The 18,693-nt window shown below is 59.7% G+C and carries 13 protein-coding genes; 4 read left to right on the top strand and 9 right to left on the bottom strand.

What is annotated here, in order from left to right; translation table 11 throughout:
* Positions 1–117: 117 nt before the first annotated feature.
* From ACA057_RS15425 to mapR, 3 genes are all read left to right on the top strand, one after another.
* A complete protein-coding gene (locus ACA057_RS15425) occupies positions 118–351 on the top strand; it encodes a DUF3203 family protein (RefSeq protein WP_497349721.1) in 234 nt (77 codons plus the stop codon).
* Positions 352–546: 195 nt separating this feature from the next.
* On the top strand, positions 547–1,959 hold the full coding sequence (gene ccoG / locus ACA057_RS15420) for a cytochrome c oxidase accessory protein CcoG (protein WP_497349719.1): 1,413 nt from the start codon (positions 547–549) through the stop codon (positions 1,957–1,959).
* Between the two features lie 129 nt (positions 1,960–2,088).
* Positions 2,089–3,504, top strand: a complete 1,416-nt coding sequence (gene mapR / locus ACA057_RS15415; RefSeq protein ID WP_497349717.1) for a GntR family transcriptional regulator MpaR — start codon at positions 2,089–2,091, stop codon at positions 3,502–3,504.
* A 139-nt stretch (positions 3,505–3,643) separates the two neighbouring features.
* Here mapR and ACA057_RS15410 read toward each other — a convergent pair whose 3' ends face one another.
* From ACA057_RS15410 to tpx, 9 genes are all read right to left on the bottom strand, one after another.
* Complete coding sequence (locus tag ACA057_RS15410) at positions 3,644–4,306, bottom strand: hypothetical protein (RefSeq protein ID WP_497349715.1); 663 nt, start codon at positions 4,304–4,306, stop codon at positions 3,644–3,646.
* A gap of 45 nt (positions 4,307–4,351) precedes the next feature.
* A complete protein-coding gene (locus ACA057_RS15405) occupies positions 4,352–4,534 on the bottom strand; it encodes a hypothetical protein (RefSeq protein ID WP_497349713.1) in 183 nt (60 codons plus the stop codon).
* A 278-nt stretch (positions 4,535–4,812) separates the two neighbouring features.
* Entirely contained in the window at positions 4,813–5,559 is a 747-nt protein-coding gene (locus tag ACA057_RS15400) for an SDR family oxidoreductase (RefSeq protein WP_497349711.1), read from the bottom strand.
* A 183-nt stretch (positions 5,560–5,742) separates the two neighbouring features.
* Positions 5,743–7,824 carry a putative bifunctional diguanylate cyclase/phosphodiesterase gene (locus ACA057_RS15395; RefSeq protein ID WP_497349709.1) on the bottom strand — a complete coding sequence of 694 codons (2,082 nt, stop codon included), beginning with the start codon at positions 7,822–7,824 and terminating at the stop codon, positions 5,743–5,745.
* Positions 7,825–7,987: 163 nt separating this feature from the next.
* Complete coding sequence (locus tag ACA057_RS15390; protein WP_497349707.1) at positions 7,988–9,475, bottom strand: efflux transporter outer membrane subunit; 1,488 nt, start codon at positions 9,473–9,475, stop codon at positions 7,988–7,990.
* Entirely contained in the window at positions 9,472–12,579 is a 3,108-nt protein-coding gene (locus ACA057_RS15385) for an efflux RND transporter permease subunit (RefSeq protein ID WP_497349705.1), read from the bottom strand. Before ACA057_RS15385 ends, ACA057_RS15390 begins: the two co-directional genes overlap by 4 nt.
* Positions 12,576–15,680 (bottom strand): MdtB/MuxB family multidrug efflux RND transporter permease subunit, encoded by a 3,105-nt coding sequence (locus ACA057_RS15380; protein ID WP_497349703.1) that lies wholly within the window; start codon positions 15,678–15,680, stop codon positions 12,576–12,578. The genes ACA057_RS15385 and ACA057_RS15380 overlap by 4 nt, the downstream gene beginning before the upstream one ends.
* Positions 15,677–16,993, bottom strand: coding sequence for an MdtA/MuxA family multidrug efflux RND transporter periplasmic adaptor subunit (locus ACA057_RS15375; RefSeq protein WP_497349701.1), 1,317 nt, complete (start codon positions 16,991–16,993; stop codon positions 15,677–15,679). The genes ACA057_RS15380 and ACA057_RS15375 overlap by 4 nt, the downstream gene beginning before the upstream one ends.
* A 179-nt stretch (positions 16,994–17,172) precedes the next feature.
* On the bottom strand, positions 17,173–17,673 hold the full coding sequence (tpx, locus tag ACA057_RS15370; RefSeq protein WP_403019055.1) for a thiol peroxidase: 501 nt from the start codon (positions 17,671–17,673) through the stop codon (positions 17,173–17,175).
* Positions 17,674–18,052: 379 nt separating this feature from the next.
* On the opposite strand from tpx, the gene ACA057_RS15365 reads away from it, so the two are divergent.
* Positions 18,053–18,478, top strand: a complete 426-nt coding sequence (locus ACA057_RS15365; RefSeq protein WP_497349698.1) for a YciI family protein — start codon at positions 18,053–18,055, stop codon at positions 18,476–18,478.
* The last annotated feature ends 215 nt before the right edge of the window (positions 18,479–18,693 follow it).

Here is an 18,693-nt window from a genome sequence, read left to right as displayed (position 1 = left end):
TCCTTGAGAAGTGCCGAATAGAGGATGGACCGCGCCGACCATTAATCGGTTGCACCGAACGATGACCGCCGAGCGCGCCCTAACACTGTAGAACCCCGCAGAAAAAAGGACGCCTCCATGACCGTGCGCATCGAAAACCAAACCTGCTTTTTCACCACCGAAAACGGCGAAGAGATTCGTCTGTGTCCCGATGTCACCATCATCACCGACTCGGAAAAAGCCATGTCGGCGGTCGAACTCAACGGCCAGCGCATCTACATCACCGAAGCAGAAGCCGACGCATTGACCGTAGCAGGCGCCGTCGACGGTCGTAAGCATTTGAAGGCCACGGACAGTGATTCGGTGATTTGACTGACCCGGATCAATAACCCGCCCGGGCGCCTGATATAGGCGTCCGCGCCCCGTTATGGCGGGTGCATCAAGTTGTCGCAGGCAGCGGATCAGCGCCCATCTGATCCGCTTTTTATTGCGATAGCTGAGTCTGTTATGCAAACAGATCGCCGCTCATAGTGCTCAGGCCTGATGGAGGCTGATGAGCGAAAGACCATGAGCGATAGAATCCCCGTCCGAATAGTTGAGACCTTCGAGCCTTCGCGTCCCAAGATGAAGGCCAAGTCCAGTGACACCCTGATCCACACCCGCAGTTTCACCGGGCTGTTCCGTACCCTGCGCATGAGCGGCGCGGGGTTTCTGTTTCTGCTGTTCTTCGGCACGGTGTGGTTGAACTGGGGCGGCCGGCAAGCGGTGCTCTGGGACCTGTCCGAAAGCAAATTCCACATCTTCGGCGCGACCTTCTGGCCGCAGGATTTCATCCTGCTGTCGGCGTTGTTGATCATTGCTGCGTTCGGTCTGTTTGCGATCACCGTGTTTGCCGGTCGCGTCTGGTGCGGCTATACCTGCCCGCAGAGTTCCTGGACCTGGATCTTCATGTGGTGCGAGAAGATCACCGAGGGCGAGCGCAACCAGCGGATCAAGCTGCAAGCCGCGCCCTGGGGCGTGAACAAACTGATGCGTCGCTCGGCCAAGCACACCTTGTGGCTGGCGATCAGCCTGTTGACCGGCCTGACGTTCGTTGGTTACTTCACGCCGATCCGGCCACTGGCCGAAGAGTTGCTGACCTTGCAGATGGGCGGAGTCAGTCTGTTCTGGGTGTTGTTCTTTACCGGCGCCACGTACATCAACGCCGGCTGGCTGCGTGAAGCGGTGTGCATGCACATGTGCCCGTATGCACGGTTCCAGAGCGTGATGTTCGACAAGGACACCCTGACCATTTCCTACGACGTGGCCCGTGGTGAAAACCGTGGTCCGCGCAAGCGTGACGTGGCGCCGGCCGAGGTCGGACTCGGGGATTGCATCGACTGTCAGCTCTGCGTGCAGGTCTGCCCCACCGGCATCGACATCCGCGACGGCTTGCAGATGGAATGCATCGGCTGCGCGGCCTGCATCGACGCCTGTGATTCGATCATGGACAAAATGGGCTACGCCCGCGGCCTGATCAGCTATACCTCGGAGCACCAGTTGCAGGGTGGCAAGACTCACTTGCTGCGGCCTCGGTTGATCGGCTACACGGCGGTGCTGTTGCTGATGATCGGCGCCCTCGCCCTGGCCTTGGTCGAGCGGCCGATGGTCTCGCTGGACGTGAGCAAGGACCGTGGTTTGTTCCGTGAGAACAGTCAGGGGCAGATCGAAAACATCTACAGCCTCAAGGTCATCAACAAAACCCAGCAACGTCAGGACTATCGTCTGACGCTGGTCGATGGCGACGGCTTCCAGTTGCAAGGCAAGACTGAGCTGAGCCTGGCGGCCGGTGAGATTGTCGATGTGCCGGTGTCGGTGGCGATGACCACGGAGCGGCCGAGCAGCAGTTCGCAGAGCATCAGCTTCAAGGTGGTCGACAGTGATGAACCGGATATTTATAGCGTGGCGAAGAGTCGGTTTGTTGCGCCGATGAATCGTTGAGCCTTTAGACTGCGGGGCGCCCTTCGCGGGCAAGCCTCGCTCCTACGGTACGCTGGTGTCTGTAGGAGCGAGGCTTGCCCGCGAAGAAGTCACCTCGATTTTTTTGAATGAAAACAAACCGGGCACTCGATGAAACGCTACGAAAAATTCGCCGACGACATCGCTGAACTGATCCGCTCTGGCGTCCTCGGCCCCGGCCAGCGCGTGCCATCGGTGCGCTACGCCAGCCAGACTTACGGCGTCAGTCCGTCCACGGTGTTCCAGGCCTATTACCTGCTCGAACGTCGCGGTCTGATCCGCGCCCGCCCGCGTTCCGGTTACTTCGTCAACGCCCACGCGCCCAGCCCGTTTTCCGAGCCGGTAATCAGCAGCCAGGTCAACGAGTCCACGGAAGTCGACGTCAGCGAGTTGGTGTTCTCGGTCCTCGATTCAATCAAGGACCCCAACACCGTGCCCTTTGGCTCGGCGTTCCCCAGCCCGACCCTGTTTCCGTTGCAGCGGTTGTCCCGCTCGCTGGCCAGCGCTGCCCGCGAGATGGACCCGCGCATGGTCGTCACCGACATGTCGCCGGGCAACCCGCAGTTGCGCCGGCAAATCGCCCTGCGTTACATGGTCGGCGGGCTGATGCTGCCCATGGAAGAGCTGCTGATCACCAACGGCGCCCTCGAAGCGTTGAACCTGTGCCTGCAAGCCGTCACCGAGCCCGGTGACCTGGTGGCCATCGAAGCCCCGGCGTTCTACGCCTGCCTGCAAATACTCGAACGGTTGAAACTCAAGGCCGTGGAAATTCCGGTGCACCCGCGCGACGGCATCGACCTCGGCGTACTCGCGCAAACCCTGGAACGGCACCCGATCAAGGCCTGCTGGTGCATGACCAGCTTCCAGAACCCCATGGGCGCGACCATGCCCGAGGCGAAAAAGCAGGAACTGGTGGCGTTATTGCGCAGCCATCAAGTGCCGCTGATCGAAGACGATGTCTACGCCGAACTCTATTACGGCCAACAGGCGCCGAAACCGGCCAAGGCCTTCGACACTGAAGGATTGGTGATGCATTGCGGTTCCTTCGCCAAGAGCCTGGCCCCCGGCTACCGCATCGGCTGGGTCGCCGCCGGGCGCTATGCGCAGAAAATCGAACGCCTGAAACTCATGACCTCGCTCTGCGCCTCGATGCCGGCCCAGGCCGCCATTGCCGATTACTTGCAGCATGGCGGTTATGATCGGCACCTGCGCAAATTGCGCTATGCCCTGGAAGAGCAGCAAAGCGCGATGCTGGCGGCCATTGCACGGTACTTCCCGGCGCAGACTCGCGTCAGCCAACCGGCCGGCGGCTACTTTTTGTGGCTGGAACTGCCGGCGCAGATGGATTCGTTGAAGTTGTTTCAGATGGCACTGGCGCAAGGCATCAGCATCGCGCCGGGGCCGATTTTCTCGCCGACGCAGCGGTTCAGGAATTGTATTCGGCTGAATTACGGCAGCCCGTGGGATGAGGCTTGCGAGAAGGCGATGGAGACGTTGGGGCGAATTGTGCGGTCGTTAGTGTTGTGAATTGAGTAAGCCTCAGTACAAAAAAGCCCTGCTGGCAGAGGCCAGCAGGACTTGTTCGGCAAGAGCGATTACATCTCAATTAACCCTGAAAATATAATCGACGCTCATTCGCCAGTCATTGTTTAACGACTTTTAATCTTCATCCGATGTCGCTCAATTCCAGGACACCCGTCCCCCTGACGCTCACGGCAAACTGTACAGCCTGCGGATCCCATATTACCTGTGCACTCGGCAGAAACGTGTCAGAAAAATATAACTGCGCTTCGTTTTCAAGGCTTACTTTATTGGAATAGAGATACGTTGGGCCGTCTATCTTGTTTTGCACTGCCTGCAATACAGCAAAATGAACCGTCGCCTCCAACCCTTCTAGATCAACAACTGATTTTCTACCGACATTCAGCAAACGTCCTACACCCGGCGATACGTTCTCCAAGTAAAACCGGGTGGGGCTACCCTCTTTCAGCACTACAAGATTACGAATTGATTGCTTCTCGCCGTCAGTATTCTGTATATCCTCCATGCTCAGAAAATACCCATAGAACTTACCGGGCGTTGCAACCCGCAACGTATAACGGTCATCTTCCGAACGAAAGTGAATCAATAAAGGTTCATCCTTTTCGTTATCGGCAACTGTCAGGAACCCACCTTCACTCAGAAGCTGACGGTTGTATTCAAACCGTTGAGAGGGCGTCAGACGCGGTCGCTTCAGCCTGCTCTCCATGAGTTGATAGTTCAACACCAAGGGCTTTCCTTTAAGGAAAAGGTTGGCGATCATCGACTTGTTATCATCTTCAGCATTCATTTAAATATATCCCTATATAAAGCTGGCATCCTGCCGGCAGACCGCTTAGTTTGCAGCGGTATCAGGCACTTCAAGTACGTCACGCTTGCGCCGTTCCAAAATCATTTTATCAGCAAGATCGGCTACATTTGCGTATTCCTGAGCAGGCGTCATCGCGGAAAAATTACTATAAATATAATTCAGCACCACGCCGTCCCAAAAAGCAACTTCATCCTTATAAAGATCCATATCACATGCTCCATTATTTAATTTAAATTATTCGCTTCTTGCGAACAAACAAAAGAATAACCGCATCTTTTTTCAAGCTCAACACTTGCATCCTGACAACCCGATACAGAGCGTGTCAGAAACTAAAGACATTTCACAGCACACAAACAATAATGCGCCCTGAGATGCAAGGCGCGTCAACTTTTAAAACAGCAACTAATGACGGGATTACTTTATTGCTAACGTAGTGATTTATTTTCGAGTTTGATCGGCTCGATGATACTAAGCGAATGCCAAGTTCAGCGTCCGCCACCCAAATCAACAAAGGTCCCGGTCGCATACGACGCCTTGTCCGACAGCAACCAGACAATCGCCTCAGCCACTTCATCCGGCCGGCCACCGCGAGCCATCGGAATCGCCGACTCAAGCTTGCTGACCCGTTCCGGATCGCCGCTCAGCGCATGGAAATCGGTGTAGATAAAGCCCGGCCGCACAGCGTTGACACGAATCCCCTCGCCCGCCACTTCCTTGGACAACCCGATAGTAAAGCTGTCCAGCGCACCTTTCGATGCCGCGTAATCCACGTACTCGTTGGGCGAACCCAAACGCGAGGCCACCGAGGACACGTTGACGATGCTGCCGCCCTGCCCGCCATGCTTGGGTGACATGCGCAGGATCGCGTGCTTGGCACAGAGGATCGGTGCGAGCACGTTGGTCTTGAGGATTTTGAGAATGCGGAATTCGGACATTTCGTCGACCCGGGACTTTTGCCCCACGGTACCGGCGTTGTTCACCAGTGCCGTGACCCTGCCCAGCTCGGCGTCCACGCGATTGAACAGACCGATCACTTCGTCTTCGATGCTGACGTCGGCGCGTACCGCGATGGCTTGCGCACCCAGGGCGCGGACTTGCTCCAGCACTCGCTGCGCAGCCTCTTCGTCAGCCTGGTAGTTGATACAGATCCGATAGCCTTGTTCGGCGGCCAACAGGGCGGTGGCGGCACCGATGCCGCGGCTGCCTCCGGTGATGACGATGACTTTATCCATGTGAGTTTCCCCCAATCCAAGCGTAAGCGGTCGGGGCCAAGAATAACCGCCATTGGTGGTTTTTGCATGGGCTCTGGTTCTGTGGTGTCCAGGCCGACGCCATCGCGGGCAAGCCCAGCTCCCACAGGATATGCAAAACCTGTGGGAGCGTGGCTTGCCCGCGAATAACGATAACGCGGTGTGTCAGGCTGTTGCGAGTTGTTCTGCGCGATGAATGTCGATCATGAAGCGTTCGGCCGGCAGTGGGTGGCCGAGCAGGTAGCCCTGCAACGAATCGCACCCAAGTTGAGTCAGGAAGTCCTGCTGCGAGTCGGTTTCCACGCCTTCGGCGACGATTCGCAGCCCCAGGGCCTGACCGAGGGCGACGATGGCGGAAACGATCGCGGCGTCATCGCTGTCACGCTCCAGATCGCGAACGAAACCCCGGTCGATCTTCAGTTCGTTGGCCGGCAGGCGCTTGAGGTACATCAAGCTCGAATAGCCGGTGCCAAAGTCATCGATGGACAGGTCGACGCCCATTTCCGACAGCTCCTGAAGCACCGTCATGCTCGCGTCGGCATCGCTCATGGCGGTGGTTTCGGTGATTTCCAGGGTCAGGCTGTTGGCCGGTAAATGGTGCGTGGCCAGGGCCTTGGCGACGCTCTGCACCAGGCCGACGTGACAGAACTGCAAGGCCGAGAGATTCACTGCGATGCGCCAGTGGGTGTAACCGAGCACGTACCACTCGCGCATCTGGCGGCAGGCTTCGTTGAGCACCCAGTCGCCAATCGGAATGATCAGCCCGGTCTTCTCCGCCAGTTCGATGAATTTGTCCGGAAGCAGCATGCCCTGAGTCGGGTGCTCCCAGCGCAGCAGCGCCTCGGCACCGACCGGCCGACCATTGGCGGCGTCGAACTTGGGCTGGTAATAGAGGCTGAACTGTTGCTGTTCAACTGCGTTGCGCAGGTCTTGCAGCAGTTGCAGCTGTTTGCGCGCGTTGCTGTTCATTGAGACGTCGAAGAAGCTGTAACCGTTTTTCCCCGCGCCCTTGGCGTGATACATCGCCGCGTCGGCGTTCATCAACAATTCGTGGGCGGTTTGGCCATTGCCCGGATAGAGCGCGATACCGACGCTGGCGGATATCTGCAAGTCATGTTCGCCAACCCGGAATGAGCGCGCGATCAGCCCGACCTGGCGAGCCGCCAGGTTCAAGGCGTCATTCTGTTCTTCGAGTTGCACCAGCAACACGAACTCATCACCGCCGATCCGCGCCAGGGTATCCTGACTGCGCAGATCTTCACGCAGACGCAGGGCGACCTCGCGCAACAACTGATCACCCATGTGGTGGCCGAAGGCATCGTTGACCGGCTTGAAGCCGTCCAGATCGATGAACATCAGCGCAAAACAACCACCCTGCTCTTGCACTCGCGACATCGCTTGATCAATGCGATCAGCCAGCAATACCCGATTCGGCAGGCCGGTCAGGGTGTCGTGCAGGGCCAGTTGGGTGAGTTCGCGGTTGGCCTCGGTCAGCGAATGGGCCAGGCTGGCGGTGCGGGCTTCCAGGCGCGCATCGAGAATCGAGGTCAGCAAGGCAATGCTCAACACCGCCAGGGTGGTGATCAGCACCAGATTGTCCAGGCCTTTGCCGTTGAGGCCTGTGACGGCCGCGCCGCAGAAACTGCCGTCGGCGAAGCGCGCCGCCGCCATGGCGGTGTAGTGCATGCCGACAATGGCGATGCCCATGATCACCGCCGCGCCGCCACGAATAAGGCCGACATACGGGGTGTGCTGGCGCAGGCGAAAGGCAATCCACAACGCAGCGCCCGAGGCGCCGACGGCGATGAGCAGCGATGTGCCGAACAGTGTCGGGTCGTAATCGATCCCCGGTTGCATGCGCATCGCGGCCATGCCGGTGTAATGCATGGCACTGATGCCGGCCCCCATGACCAACGCGCCGAACGCCAGTTGCCAGGCTGGCAAACGTGGCTGGCTGACCAGCCACAGGGCGAAGCCGCAGGACAGGATCCCGATCAGCAGCGACAGAAAAGTAATGCCGACGTCGTAACCGAGGTCGATGGGCAGTGTGAACGCGAGCATGCCGATGAAATGCATCGACCACACGCCAATCCCCATGGCCAACGCGCCGCCGGCTGTCCATAGGTGCACCGCCCGGCCTTTGGCGGTGGCGATGCGTTCGGTCAGGTCAAGCGCGGTATAGGAAGCGAGAATCGCCACACAGAGCGAGATGATAACCAGCGTGGGGGAATAGCTACCGATGAGCATGGGTCTTCTCGCGCGACGCCCCTCCGTACTGCTTCCATTCTCGGAGGGGTAAATCGGGCGATTGTACTGATTGCGCAAAAGAACGCACTGACAAAATTAGCAAAAAGCCATCAAGCCGATGAAACGCTTGTTTGACACCTCTGAGCGACCGGCTCGGCAGCTGCTACAGGGTCCCTTTTTCGCTGACTTGCAACGCGCCATCCCAGCCACCGCCCAGCGCCGCGATCAGCTGCACGCTGGCAATCAGGCGGCTCTGCAACAAGTTCAGCACGTTGCGTTCATTGTTGAGCGCCGTGGCTTGTACCACGACCACATCGAGGTAAGCGATCAACCCGGCCTTGTACTGGTTCTGGATCAGGCGCAAGGACTCGCGCGCAGCGTCCAGCGCTTCCTGGCGCACGCCGGCTTCGTTTTCCAGGACCTTGAGCTGGACCATGTAGTTTTCCACCTCACGGAAGCCATCGAGCACGGTCTGGCGGTATTTGGCCACGGTTTCGTCGTAGGCGGCTTCGCTGCGGTCGACTTCCGCCGAACGCTGGCCGCCGTCGAACAAGGTCATGGCCAGTTGCGGCCCGACCGACCAGAAACGGTTGGGCAAGCTGATCCAGTTGGCGTAGGTGCTGCTGCTATAGCCACCGTTCAGGCTCAACGTCAGGTCCGGGTAGTAGGCAGCCTTGGCCACGCCGATGTTGGCGTTGGCGGCGATTACCGAACGCTCGGCAGAGGCAATGTCCGGGCGGCGCTCCAGCAACTGCGAAGGCAAGCCCAGCGGCACCTCGGGCAATACCGGGATGTCCTTGGTTTCCGCCAGGCTGAACTCGGCTGGCGCCAACCCGATGAGCACGGCAATGGCGTTTTCGAACTGGGCACGCTGCCAGATCAGATCGACCAGGTCCGCCTCGGTGCTCTTGAGTTGGGTCTGTGCCTGAGCCACCGCGTCCTTGCCGGAGACACCGGCGCGGTATTGGTTTTGGGTCATTGTCAGCGAACGCCGGTAGGCCTCGACCGTCGCTTCCAGCAAGCGCTTCTGCTCATCGATCACGCGCAATTGCAGGTAGTTCTGCACCAGCTCCGACTGCTGGCTCAGGCGCATAGCCGCCAGATCGGCAAAGCTTGCCTCGGCGTTCGCGGTGTCGGCTTGCAACCCACGGCGCAGCTTGCCCCAGATATCGGCTTCCCAGCTGACCCCGGCCTGGGCGGTATAGGTGTCGCGAATCCCGCTGGAAGAACTGGTCAGGCTCGAACTGCTACTACCGGTGCCCTGGCTGGAGCGGTTCTTCCCGACCGTCAGGTCCACCGTCGGAAAAAACGCCCCCCGGGCACTTTTTACCAAGGCCTGCGCCTGACGGTATTGGGCTTCGGACTGGGCGACCGTCTGGTTGGAACTGTTGAGTTTTTCGATCAGGCCATTGAGCTGTTGATCGCCATACAACTCCCACCAGGCACCGCGCGCCAGTGAATCGCTCGGCCTGGCCTGACGCCAACCGGCCGCTTCCTTGTATTGCACCGGCTCGGCGGTTGGCGGGCGCTGGTAATCCGGGCCGATGGCGCAGGCGCTGAGCAGTGCGACACACAGCGACAGGCTCAACAACCGCGAGCCTCGGGCCGTGATCAGCGGTGCAGTCAGGTTGATAAGCGAACGGTCAGTCATAGCGGAGTTTCCAGAGCAGCATCGGTACGCACCCCACGCCAGTGGTTGAAGCGATGGCGCAGTTTGTCGAGATAGAGGTAAACCACCGGGGTGGTGTAAAGGGTCAGCACCTGGCTGAAGATCAGCCCGCCGATGATGGTCAGGCCCAGTGGCTGACGCATTTCCGCACCTTCGGCACGGCTCAGCAGCAACGGCAAGGCACCGAGAATCGCCGCCAGCGTGGTCATCAGAATCGGCCGCAGACGTTGCAGGCAGGCGCTGCGAATCGACTCCAGCGGCGCCAGGCCTTGATGGCGTTCAAGCTGCAAGGCCAGGTCGATCATCAGAATCGCGTTTTTCTTCACCACGCCGATCAGCAGGAACAAGCCGAGCAACGAGATCAGGCTGAACTCACCGCCCAGTGCATAGATCGACAGCAGCGCACCGACCCCGGCCGACGGCAAGGTCGAGAGAATGGTCAGCGGATGGATGTAGCTTTCATACAGCACACCCAGCACCAGATACACCGCCACCAGCGCGCCGAGAATCATCCACGGCTGGCTCTTCTGCGTCGCGGCAAAGGCGTCGGCAGTGCCGGCCATTTTCGCGATGACGTCTTCCGGCAAGCCGACCTTGGCAATCGCCCGCTCGATGGCCGCGCTGCCCTGCTCCACCGTCACGCCTTCAGCCATGTCGAACGAAATGCTTTCCGAGGCGAACTGGCCTTCGTGGCTGACGCGATCGTCTTCCAGGCTGTTTTCGTAATGGGCGATGGTCGACAGCGGGATCCGCGCGCCGTCAGCCGTGATCACCTGAACCTGTTTCAGGGTGATCGGGTCCTGGGCGTATTTCGGATTGACCTCCATCACCACCTGATACTGGTTGAGGCTGTCGTAAATCGTCGAAATCTGCCGCTGGCTGTAGGCGTTGTTCAGCACCGAGGTGACCATGTCCATGTCGACCCCCAGGCGTTTGGCCTGATCGCGATCGACAATCAGCGTCACTTGCTGCGCACCACGGCCTTCACGGGCGTCAATGGCCGTCAGTTCCGGCAAGGCTTTCAACGCCGTGACGACTTTTGGATACCACTCGCGCAACGCCCCCAGATCACCGCTTTGCAGGATGTAGGAATACTGCGCAGTGGTTTGTTCACGACCACCACCAAATTGCAGGTCCTGATCCGCCATCAGCATCAGCTGCGCGCCAGCGACCTTGGGCATTTCCTTGCGCAGGCGCTCGATGACTTTCTGCGCGGAAATGTTGCGTTCCTTGATCGGCTTCAGACGTACCAGCATGAAGGCGTTGTTGGTGCCGTTAGTGCCGCCGATGAAGCCGGCGACGCTTTGCACCGCGTCGTCCTTGAGCACGGCACGGCGGAAGGTTTCCATTTTCGGCTGCATCACGCTGAAAGACAGGCCATCGTCGCCGCGCACGAAACCGATCAGCTGACCGGTGTCCTGCTGAGGTAAAAATGTTTTAGGAACAACTACATACAGCGCAATGTTAACGCCAATAGTCAGAAACAAACTAAGCAGAGTCAGCCGGCGATGGCGCAGTACCCAGTCGAGGCTGGTTGCGTATTTGCCGACCATCCACTCGTTGGCCCGCTGACTCCAGCGTTGCAAGCGGTTTTCCTGGCCCGGCGTGTGCGGCTTGAGCCACCGCGCGCAGAGCATCGGCGTCAGCGTCAGCGAAACCACCAGCGACACCACGATGGACGCCGCCAGGGTGATGGAAAACTCGCGGAACAGGCTTTCGATGATCCCGCCCATGAACAGGATCGACAGGAACACCGCCACCAGCGAGACGTTCATCGAGAGCAAGGTGAAACCGACTTCCTGCGCCCCCAGGTAGGCGGCCTTCATTGGCGGCACCCCTTTGTCGATGTGCCGGGAAATGTTCTCCAGCACCACGATGGCATCGTCCACCACCAACCCGGTGGCCAGAATCAGCGCCATCAGCGACAGGTTGTTCAGCGAGAACCCATAGAGGTACATCACCGCGAACGTGCCCACCAACGACACCGGCACCGCCAACGTCGGAATCAACGAAGCGCGGAAGTTACCGAGGAACAGGAACACCACCAGAATCACCAGCGCCACGGCAATCAGCAGGGTCATTTCCGCTTCGTGCAAGGTCGCCTTGATCACCGGCGAGCGGTCCATGGCCAGATTCAGTTTGACGCTGGCCGGCAGAACGGCCTGCAACGCCGGCAGCTGGGCCTTGATCTCGTTGACCGTCTCGATGATGTTGGCGCCGGCCTGCCGGTTGATCACCAGCAACACCGCCGCGTCATCGTTGAAGAAGCCGCTGTTGTAGCGGTCCTCGACGCCGTCGCTGACCTTGGCCACATCCTTCAGGCGCAGAGCCGCGCCGCCGTTGTAGTGGATGATCAGCGACTCGTAATCCTTGGCTTTCTCCAACTGATCGTTGGCCTGGACTTGCCACAAACGCTGGCCGTCTTCGACCGAACCCTTGGGCCGGCGCACGTTGGCGTTGGCGATGGTGTTGCGCACATCGTCCAGGGCCACACCGTACTGGTTCAGCGCCTGGGGTTCGAGTTCGATACGCACCGCCGGCAGTGAACTGCCGCCGATCTGCACTTCCCCGACGCCCTGCACCTGGGACAGGCTCTGGGACAGGATCGTCGAGGCCAAATCGTAGAGCTGACCCTTTTCCAGCACATCGGAGGTCAGCGACAGCACCATGATCGGTGCCTGGGACGGGTTGACCTTTTTATAGGTCGGCATGCTGCGCATTCCGCTAGGCAGCAGGTTGCGCGAGGCGTTGATCGCCGCTTGCACTTCCCGCGCCGCACCGTTGATGTCGCGGTCGAGGTCAAATTGCAGGATGACCCGGGTCGAGCCTTGGCTGGAACGGCTGCTCATGGTGTTGACCCCGGCGATGGCGCCGAAGGAGCGTTCCAGCGGCGTGGCCACCGTCGACGCCATCACCTCCGGACTCGCACCGGGAAGACTGGCCTGGACCACGATCACCGGGAAGTCCATTTGCGGCAGCGGCGACACTGGCAACAACCCGAAGCTCACCCCGCCCAGCAGTATGATCGCCAGGCTCAGCAGCATGGTCGCTACCGGGCGCTTGATGAAAGGTCCGGAGAGGTTCATGGCTGCTCAACCGCTTCCACGGATTGAGAACTGCGGCCCCAGCGCCGACCGAGACGATCGAAGTACAGGTAGATCACCGGCGTGGTGAACAACGTCAGCACCTGACTCACCAGCAAACCACCGACCATCACCAGACCCAACGGCTGCCGCAACTCAGCGCCGGAGCCGGTGGCCAGCATCAACGGCACCGCGCCGAACAAGGCCGCCAGGGTGGTCATCAGGATCGGCCGGAAGCGCAGCAGCGCAGCCTGATAGATCGCTGTTTCCGGGTCCAGGCCCTGATTGCGTTCAGCGTCGAGGGCGAAGTCGATCATCATGATCGCGTTCTTTTTCACGATACCGATCAGCAGGATGATGCCGATGATCGCGATCATCCCCAGGTCATTGCCGCTCAACAGCAGCGCCAACAAGGCGCCGACCGCCGCCGAGGGCAAGGTCGAGAGAATGGTGATCGGGTGGATGTAGCTCTCGTACAGCACGCCCAGCACGATGTACATGGTTACCACCGCCGCGAGGATCAGCAGCAAGGTGCTCGACAGCGAGGCCTGGAACGCTTCGGCCGCGCCCTGGAACTGGGTTTGCACGCCAATCGGCATGCCGATGTCTTTCTGCACCTGGTCGATGATGTCCACCGCATGCCCCAACGCCACGCCCGGCGCGAGGTTGAACGACATCATCACCGCCGGGAACTGGCCGATGTGGGTGATCGCCAGTTGCGCCTGACGCTCCTCCATGTGGGCCAGGCTGGACAGGCGAACCTGGCCGCCATCGGTGGTTTTCACGTGAATCTGATTCAGCGCGTCCGGGCCGATCTTCTCGCCGGACTGCGACTGCAGCACCACGCGGTACTGGCTGGCCTGGGTGTAGATGGTGGAAATCTGCCGCTGACCGAAGGCGTCGTACAGCGCATCGGTGATGTTCGACACCGAGACACCGACTCGCGATGCCGCATCGCGGTCGATCACCAGATAAACCTGCAAACCCTTGTCCTGCAAATCGCTGGCAACGTCAGTCAGTTCGGGCCGCTGGGCCAGGGCTTCGACCAGGCGGCCACTCCACAGGCTCAGCAACTCGGAATCCGGCGATGACATGCTGAATTGGTATTGCGTGCGGCTGACCCGATCTTCGATGGTCAAGTCCTGCACCGGCTGCATGAACAGGCGAATGCCGATCAGCTTGTCCACTTCCGGTTGCAGGCGGGCAATGATTTTGGTGGCGCTGAGGTCCCGCGCACTGTGAGGCTTGAGGTTGATCAGCATGCGACCGCTGTTGAGCGTCGAGTTGTCACCGTCCACACCAATGTAGGACGAAAGACTCTCTACGGCCGGATCGGCCAGGATCACTTTAGCCAATTCCTGCTGCCGTTCGCTCATCGCCGCGAAGGAAATCGACTGCGGCGCCTCGGAAATCCCCTGAATCACCCCGGTGTCCTGCACCGGGAAGAAGCCCTTGGGCACGACCATGTAAAGGAACACCGTCAGCGCCAAGGTGCCGATGGCCACCAGCAACGTCAGCGGTTGGTGCTTGAGAACCCACTTTAACTTACGTCCGTAAGCCGCGATCATCCAATCAATTGTTGCGCCGCTGGCCCGATAGAAACGGCCCTGCTCTTCTTCCTTGGGTTCGCGCTTGAGCAACCGCGCGCACATCATTGGCGTCAGGGTCAGCGACACCACCAGCGAGATAAGGATCGCCACGGCCAGCGTGATCGCAAATTCGCGGAACAACCGGCCCACCACGTCCGCCATGAACAGCAGCGGAATCAGCACCGCGATCAGCGACAGGGTCAGGGAAATCAGGGTAAAGCCGATTTGCTTGGCGCCCTTGAGCGCTGCATTCAAGGGACTGTCGCCCTCTTCGATAAATCGGGAAATATTCTCCAGCATGACGATCGCATCGTCCACCACAAAACCGGTGGCGATGGTCAGGGCCATCAGGGTCAGGTTATTGACCGAGAAACCTGCGAGGTACATCACGCCGAAGGTGCCGATCAGCGACAAAGGCACGGCGACCGACGGAATGATCGTGGCGCTGGCGCGACGCAGGAACAGGAACGTCACCATGACGACCAGCGCGATGGCGATCAGCAGCTCGTGTTGCACGTCTGTGACGGAAGCGCGGATGGTTTGTGTGCGGTCGGTCAGGACCGTGACTTCGAGGCCGGCCGGCAGGTTGTCGGTGATGCTCGGCAGCAAGGCCTTGATCCGGTCGACCACTTCGATGACGTTGGCGCCGGGCTGACGCTGGATATTCAGCAACACCGCCTGGTTTTCGTTGGCCCACGCTGCCAGACGCTCGTTCTCGGCACCGTCGACGATTTCTGCCACGTCCTTGAGCCGCAACGGCGCGCCGTTGGCATAGGCCAGGATCAGGTTGGCGTAATCCTTGGGCGAGGTCAGCTGGTCGTTGGCATCGAGCATCGACACCCGTGTCGGACCGTCGAAGTTACCCTTGGGCTGGTTGACGTTGGACGCGCCGATCAGCGTGCGCACGTCCGACAGGTTCAAGCCGTTGGCCGCCAAGGCTTCGGGGTTGACCTTGATCCGCACCGCCTGACGCTGGCCGCCGGCAATGCTGACCATGCCGACGCCGCTGATCTGGGCGATTTTCTGCGCCATGCGGGTGTCGACCAAGTCATTGAGCTTGGGCAGCAGCATGGTCTTGGAAGTAATGGCCAGGGTCAGGACCGGGGTGTCCGCCGGGTTGACCTTGTTGTACACCGGCGGTGCCGGCAGGTCCTTGGGCAGCAAATTGGTCGCGGCGTTGATTGCCGCCTGCACCTGCTGCTCGGCGACGTCCATGTTGATGTCGAGGCTGAAACGCAAGGTCAGCACCGAGGCGCCGCCCGAACTGGTCGAGGCCATTTGGGTCAGGCCCGGCATCTGCCCGAACTGACGTTCAAGGGGAGCCGTCACCGCGCTGGTCATGACATCCGGGCTGGCGCCGGGGTACAGCGTCATGACGCGAATGGTCGGATAATCGACCTGAGGCAACGCCGACACCGGCAGCAGACGATAGGCGATCACGCCGGCCAGGATAATCGCCAGCATGCTCAGTGTGGTGGCTACCGGGCGAAGGATGAACAGCCGCGAGATGTTCATGCGCCGCCCTTTTTCGCCTTGTCGACGGGTGCCGGCTCAGTCGCGTTGGCCGCCGATTTGCCTTGCAGGTGCCCGGTCGGGGTGGTCGGTACATCCTTGGTGTCGTTGACGACCTCGACATCGCTGCCGTCCTTCAGGCGATCGGTGCCCTCCAGGACGACGCGGTCACCGGCGGCGAGGCCTTCGGTGATGACGGTGTTGTCACCGTCACTGGCGCCGACTTTCAACTGACGGATCTTGACCTTCTTGTCGCCGTCCATCGCGTAGACGAACGTGCCGTTGGTGCCGAACTGGATCGCCGCCGAGGGCGCGAGCACCACGTCTTTAAGTGTGTCGGCCAGCAAGTGGACATTGACGAACTGGTTGGGGAACAGCGATTGATCGCGGTTCTCGTAGCGCGCCTTGAATTTCAGAGTGCCGGTAGTGACGTCGATCTGGTTATCCAGGCTCTGCAATACGCCGGTGGCCTGCAATTTGGTGTCGCCGCGGTCCCAGGCTTCGGCGGGCAGTTTGGCGCCGGTGCGGTAGCGGGCCAGCACCACGTCAAGGCTGTTTTCCGGCAAGGTGAAAGCTACGCTGATCGGTTGAGTCTGGGTGATGATCGCCAGCGCCGTGGTGTCGTTGGCCGCGACGAGGTTGCCGACGTCCAGCTGGCGCAGGCCGACGCGGCCGGTAATCGGGGCGCGGATCCTGGTGAATTCGAGATTGAGCTTGGCGTCGTTGACTGCCGCCTGATTGGTCTTGACCGTGCCCTGGTACTGGCCGACCAATGCTTCGGCGGTGTCCAGGGTTTGCTTGGCGATGCTGTCTTCGCGGTACAGGCCGCGGTAGCGCTCGACGTCGACCTGGGCGTTTTTCAGTTGTGCCTGATTCTGCAGCAACGTGCCTTCGGCCTGCAGCAAGGCGTTCTGGTACGGACGCGGGTCGATTTCAGCCAGCAGATCGCCCGCCTTGACCATTTGCCCTTCTTCGAACGAAATCTTGATCAATTCGCCGCCGACTCGGCTGCGCACATTGATCGTATTCAACGCGGTCACTGTACCGAGGGCCTTGTAGTACAACGGGAAGTCGCCCTTCACCGCTGGCGCCACACGTACCGGAACCGGACCGGACGCCCCACCGAAACCCGGGCGCATTCCCCCTGAACGGCCGGTGTGCCCGGCCACGGCTTTTTGCCCCGCGCCTTCTTTTGGCGTAGCGCTGCCGGGCCAGAATTTCCAGCACAGGCCAGCGATGACCAACAGGACAAGCAGGCCAAACAGCCAGCGGCGAGGACTACGGGAAGCGGAGGATTGCATTGAATGATCAACCATTGGGCGCGTGGGCTTTTTCTACTGGAGGCTGAACGATAAGCACTGGCGGGTATTAAGCAAAGCGCCTTTACCGGCAATTTACCTTCGGCTTACGTAACAGGATGTTTGGCTAAGACACTGAAGCACAAATGAAAACGGCCTGGACAGGGCCAGGCCGTTAACAATTTGTGAAGCCGCGCTTATTTCAATACAGCAAGTGCCGCTTCGTAGTTCGGTTCTTGACCGATTTCGCTGACCAGTTCGCTGTGCAGCACGTTGTCGTTCTCGTCCAGCACCACGACGGCACGGGCGGTCAGGCCTTTGAGTGGGCCGTCAGCGATGGCAACGCCGTAGTTCTCGATGAACTCGGTGCCGCGCAGGGTCGACAGGTTCTGTACGTTTTCCAGACCTTCGGCGCCGCAGAAACGGGCTTGGGCGAACGGCAGATCGGCGGAGATGCACAGCACCACGGTGTTGGCGACGTCGTTGGCCTGGGCGTTGAACTTGCGAACCGAGGTGGCGCAGGTCGGGGTGTCGACGCTTGGGAAGATGTTCAGCACTTTGCGCTTGCCGGCGAAGTTCGCCAGGGTCACGTCGGACAGATTGCCGGCAACCAGGGAAAAGGCTGGCGCCTTGGAACCGGCTTGTGGCAGTTGGCCGTTGACTTGAACCGGGTTGCCTTTAAGAGTGACTTGAGCCATGAACGGAGTCCTTCTGTCGTTGTTGTGGAGAATTTTGAAGAGGCGGAAGTTAACCACGAAATTGCCCGACGACCTATGGGCGGATACAAATTGTGATATGTCGTCGCACAAACTGGATACAACCCAAAACCCTGTAGGAGCGAGGCTTGCCCGCGAAGAACGATAACGCAGTCTGCCTGTGGCACCGCGGCGCCCCATTCGCGGGCAAGCCTCGCTCCTACAGGGTCAATCGATACAAAGCGTACCGCTGTTGCCCATCGCCACTCGGTGTTCGTGACGAAAGGCAGGCCTGTCCGCGATTTTTATTGAAGCCCTGTCGATTTGGCACTCCGCCGCACGACTATGAAGTGACTCATTCAAATCCAGTGGAGAGACCACCATGCGATTCATGATCATTATCAAGGCCAGCCAGGATTCCGAAGCCGGCGTGATGCCCAGCGAAGAACTGCTCACCGCGATGGGCAATTACAACGAAGAACTGGCCAAGGCCGGCATCCTCCTCGCGGGCGAAGGCCTGCACCCCAGCAGCAAAGGCGCCCGCGTGCGTTTCTCGGGCGACAAACGCACGGTGATCGACGGCCCCTTCGCCGAAACCAAGGAACTGATCGCCGGCTTCTGGTTGTGGCAGGTGAAATCAAAAGAAGAAGCGATCGACTGGGTCAAGCGCTGCCCCAACCCGATGCCGGGCACCGACGCCGAGATTGAAATTCGTCAGGTGTTTGAGATGGAGGATTTTGGGGAGGAGTTCACGCCGGAGTTGCGCGAGCAGGAAGAGCGGGCGTTTGGGAAAGGGAATAAACGCTGAATATTTCAGTAGCCAATCAGCACCACCGCGTCATCGTTCTTCGCGAGCAAGCCCGCTCCCACATTTGATCATGAGCGAACACAAAACCCGTGTACGCCAGCAACCACATGGGAGCAAGCCTGCTCACGAAGGCGGCACATCAGACAACCTCTCTATCGAATTAACAGCAACTATCACCCCCAACCCAATGATTTGTATCAACTTCTTAGTACGCG

This window comes from Pseudomonas sp. LBUM1661 (genome assembly GCF_059695925.1).
This window is presented reverse-complemented; position numbering and strand designations above follow the sequence as displayed.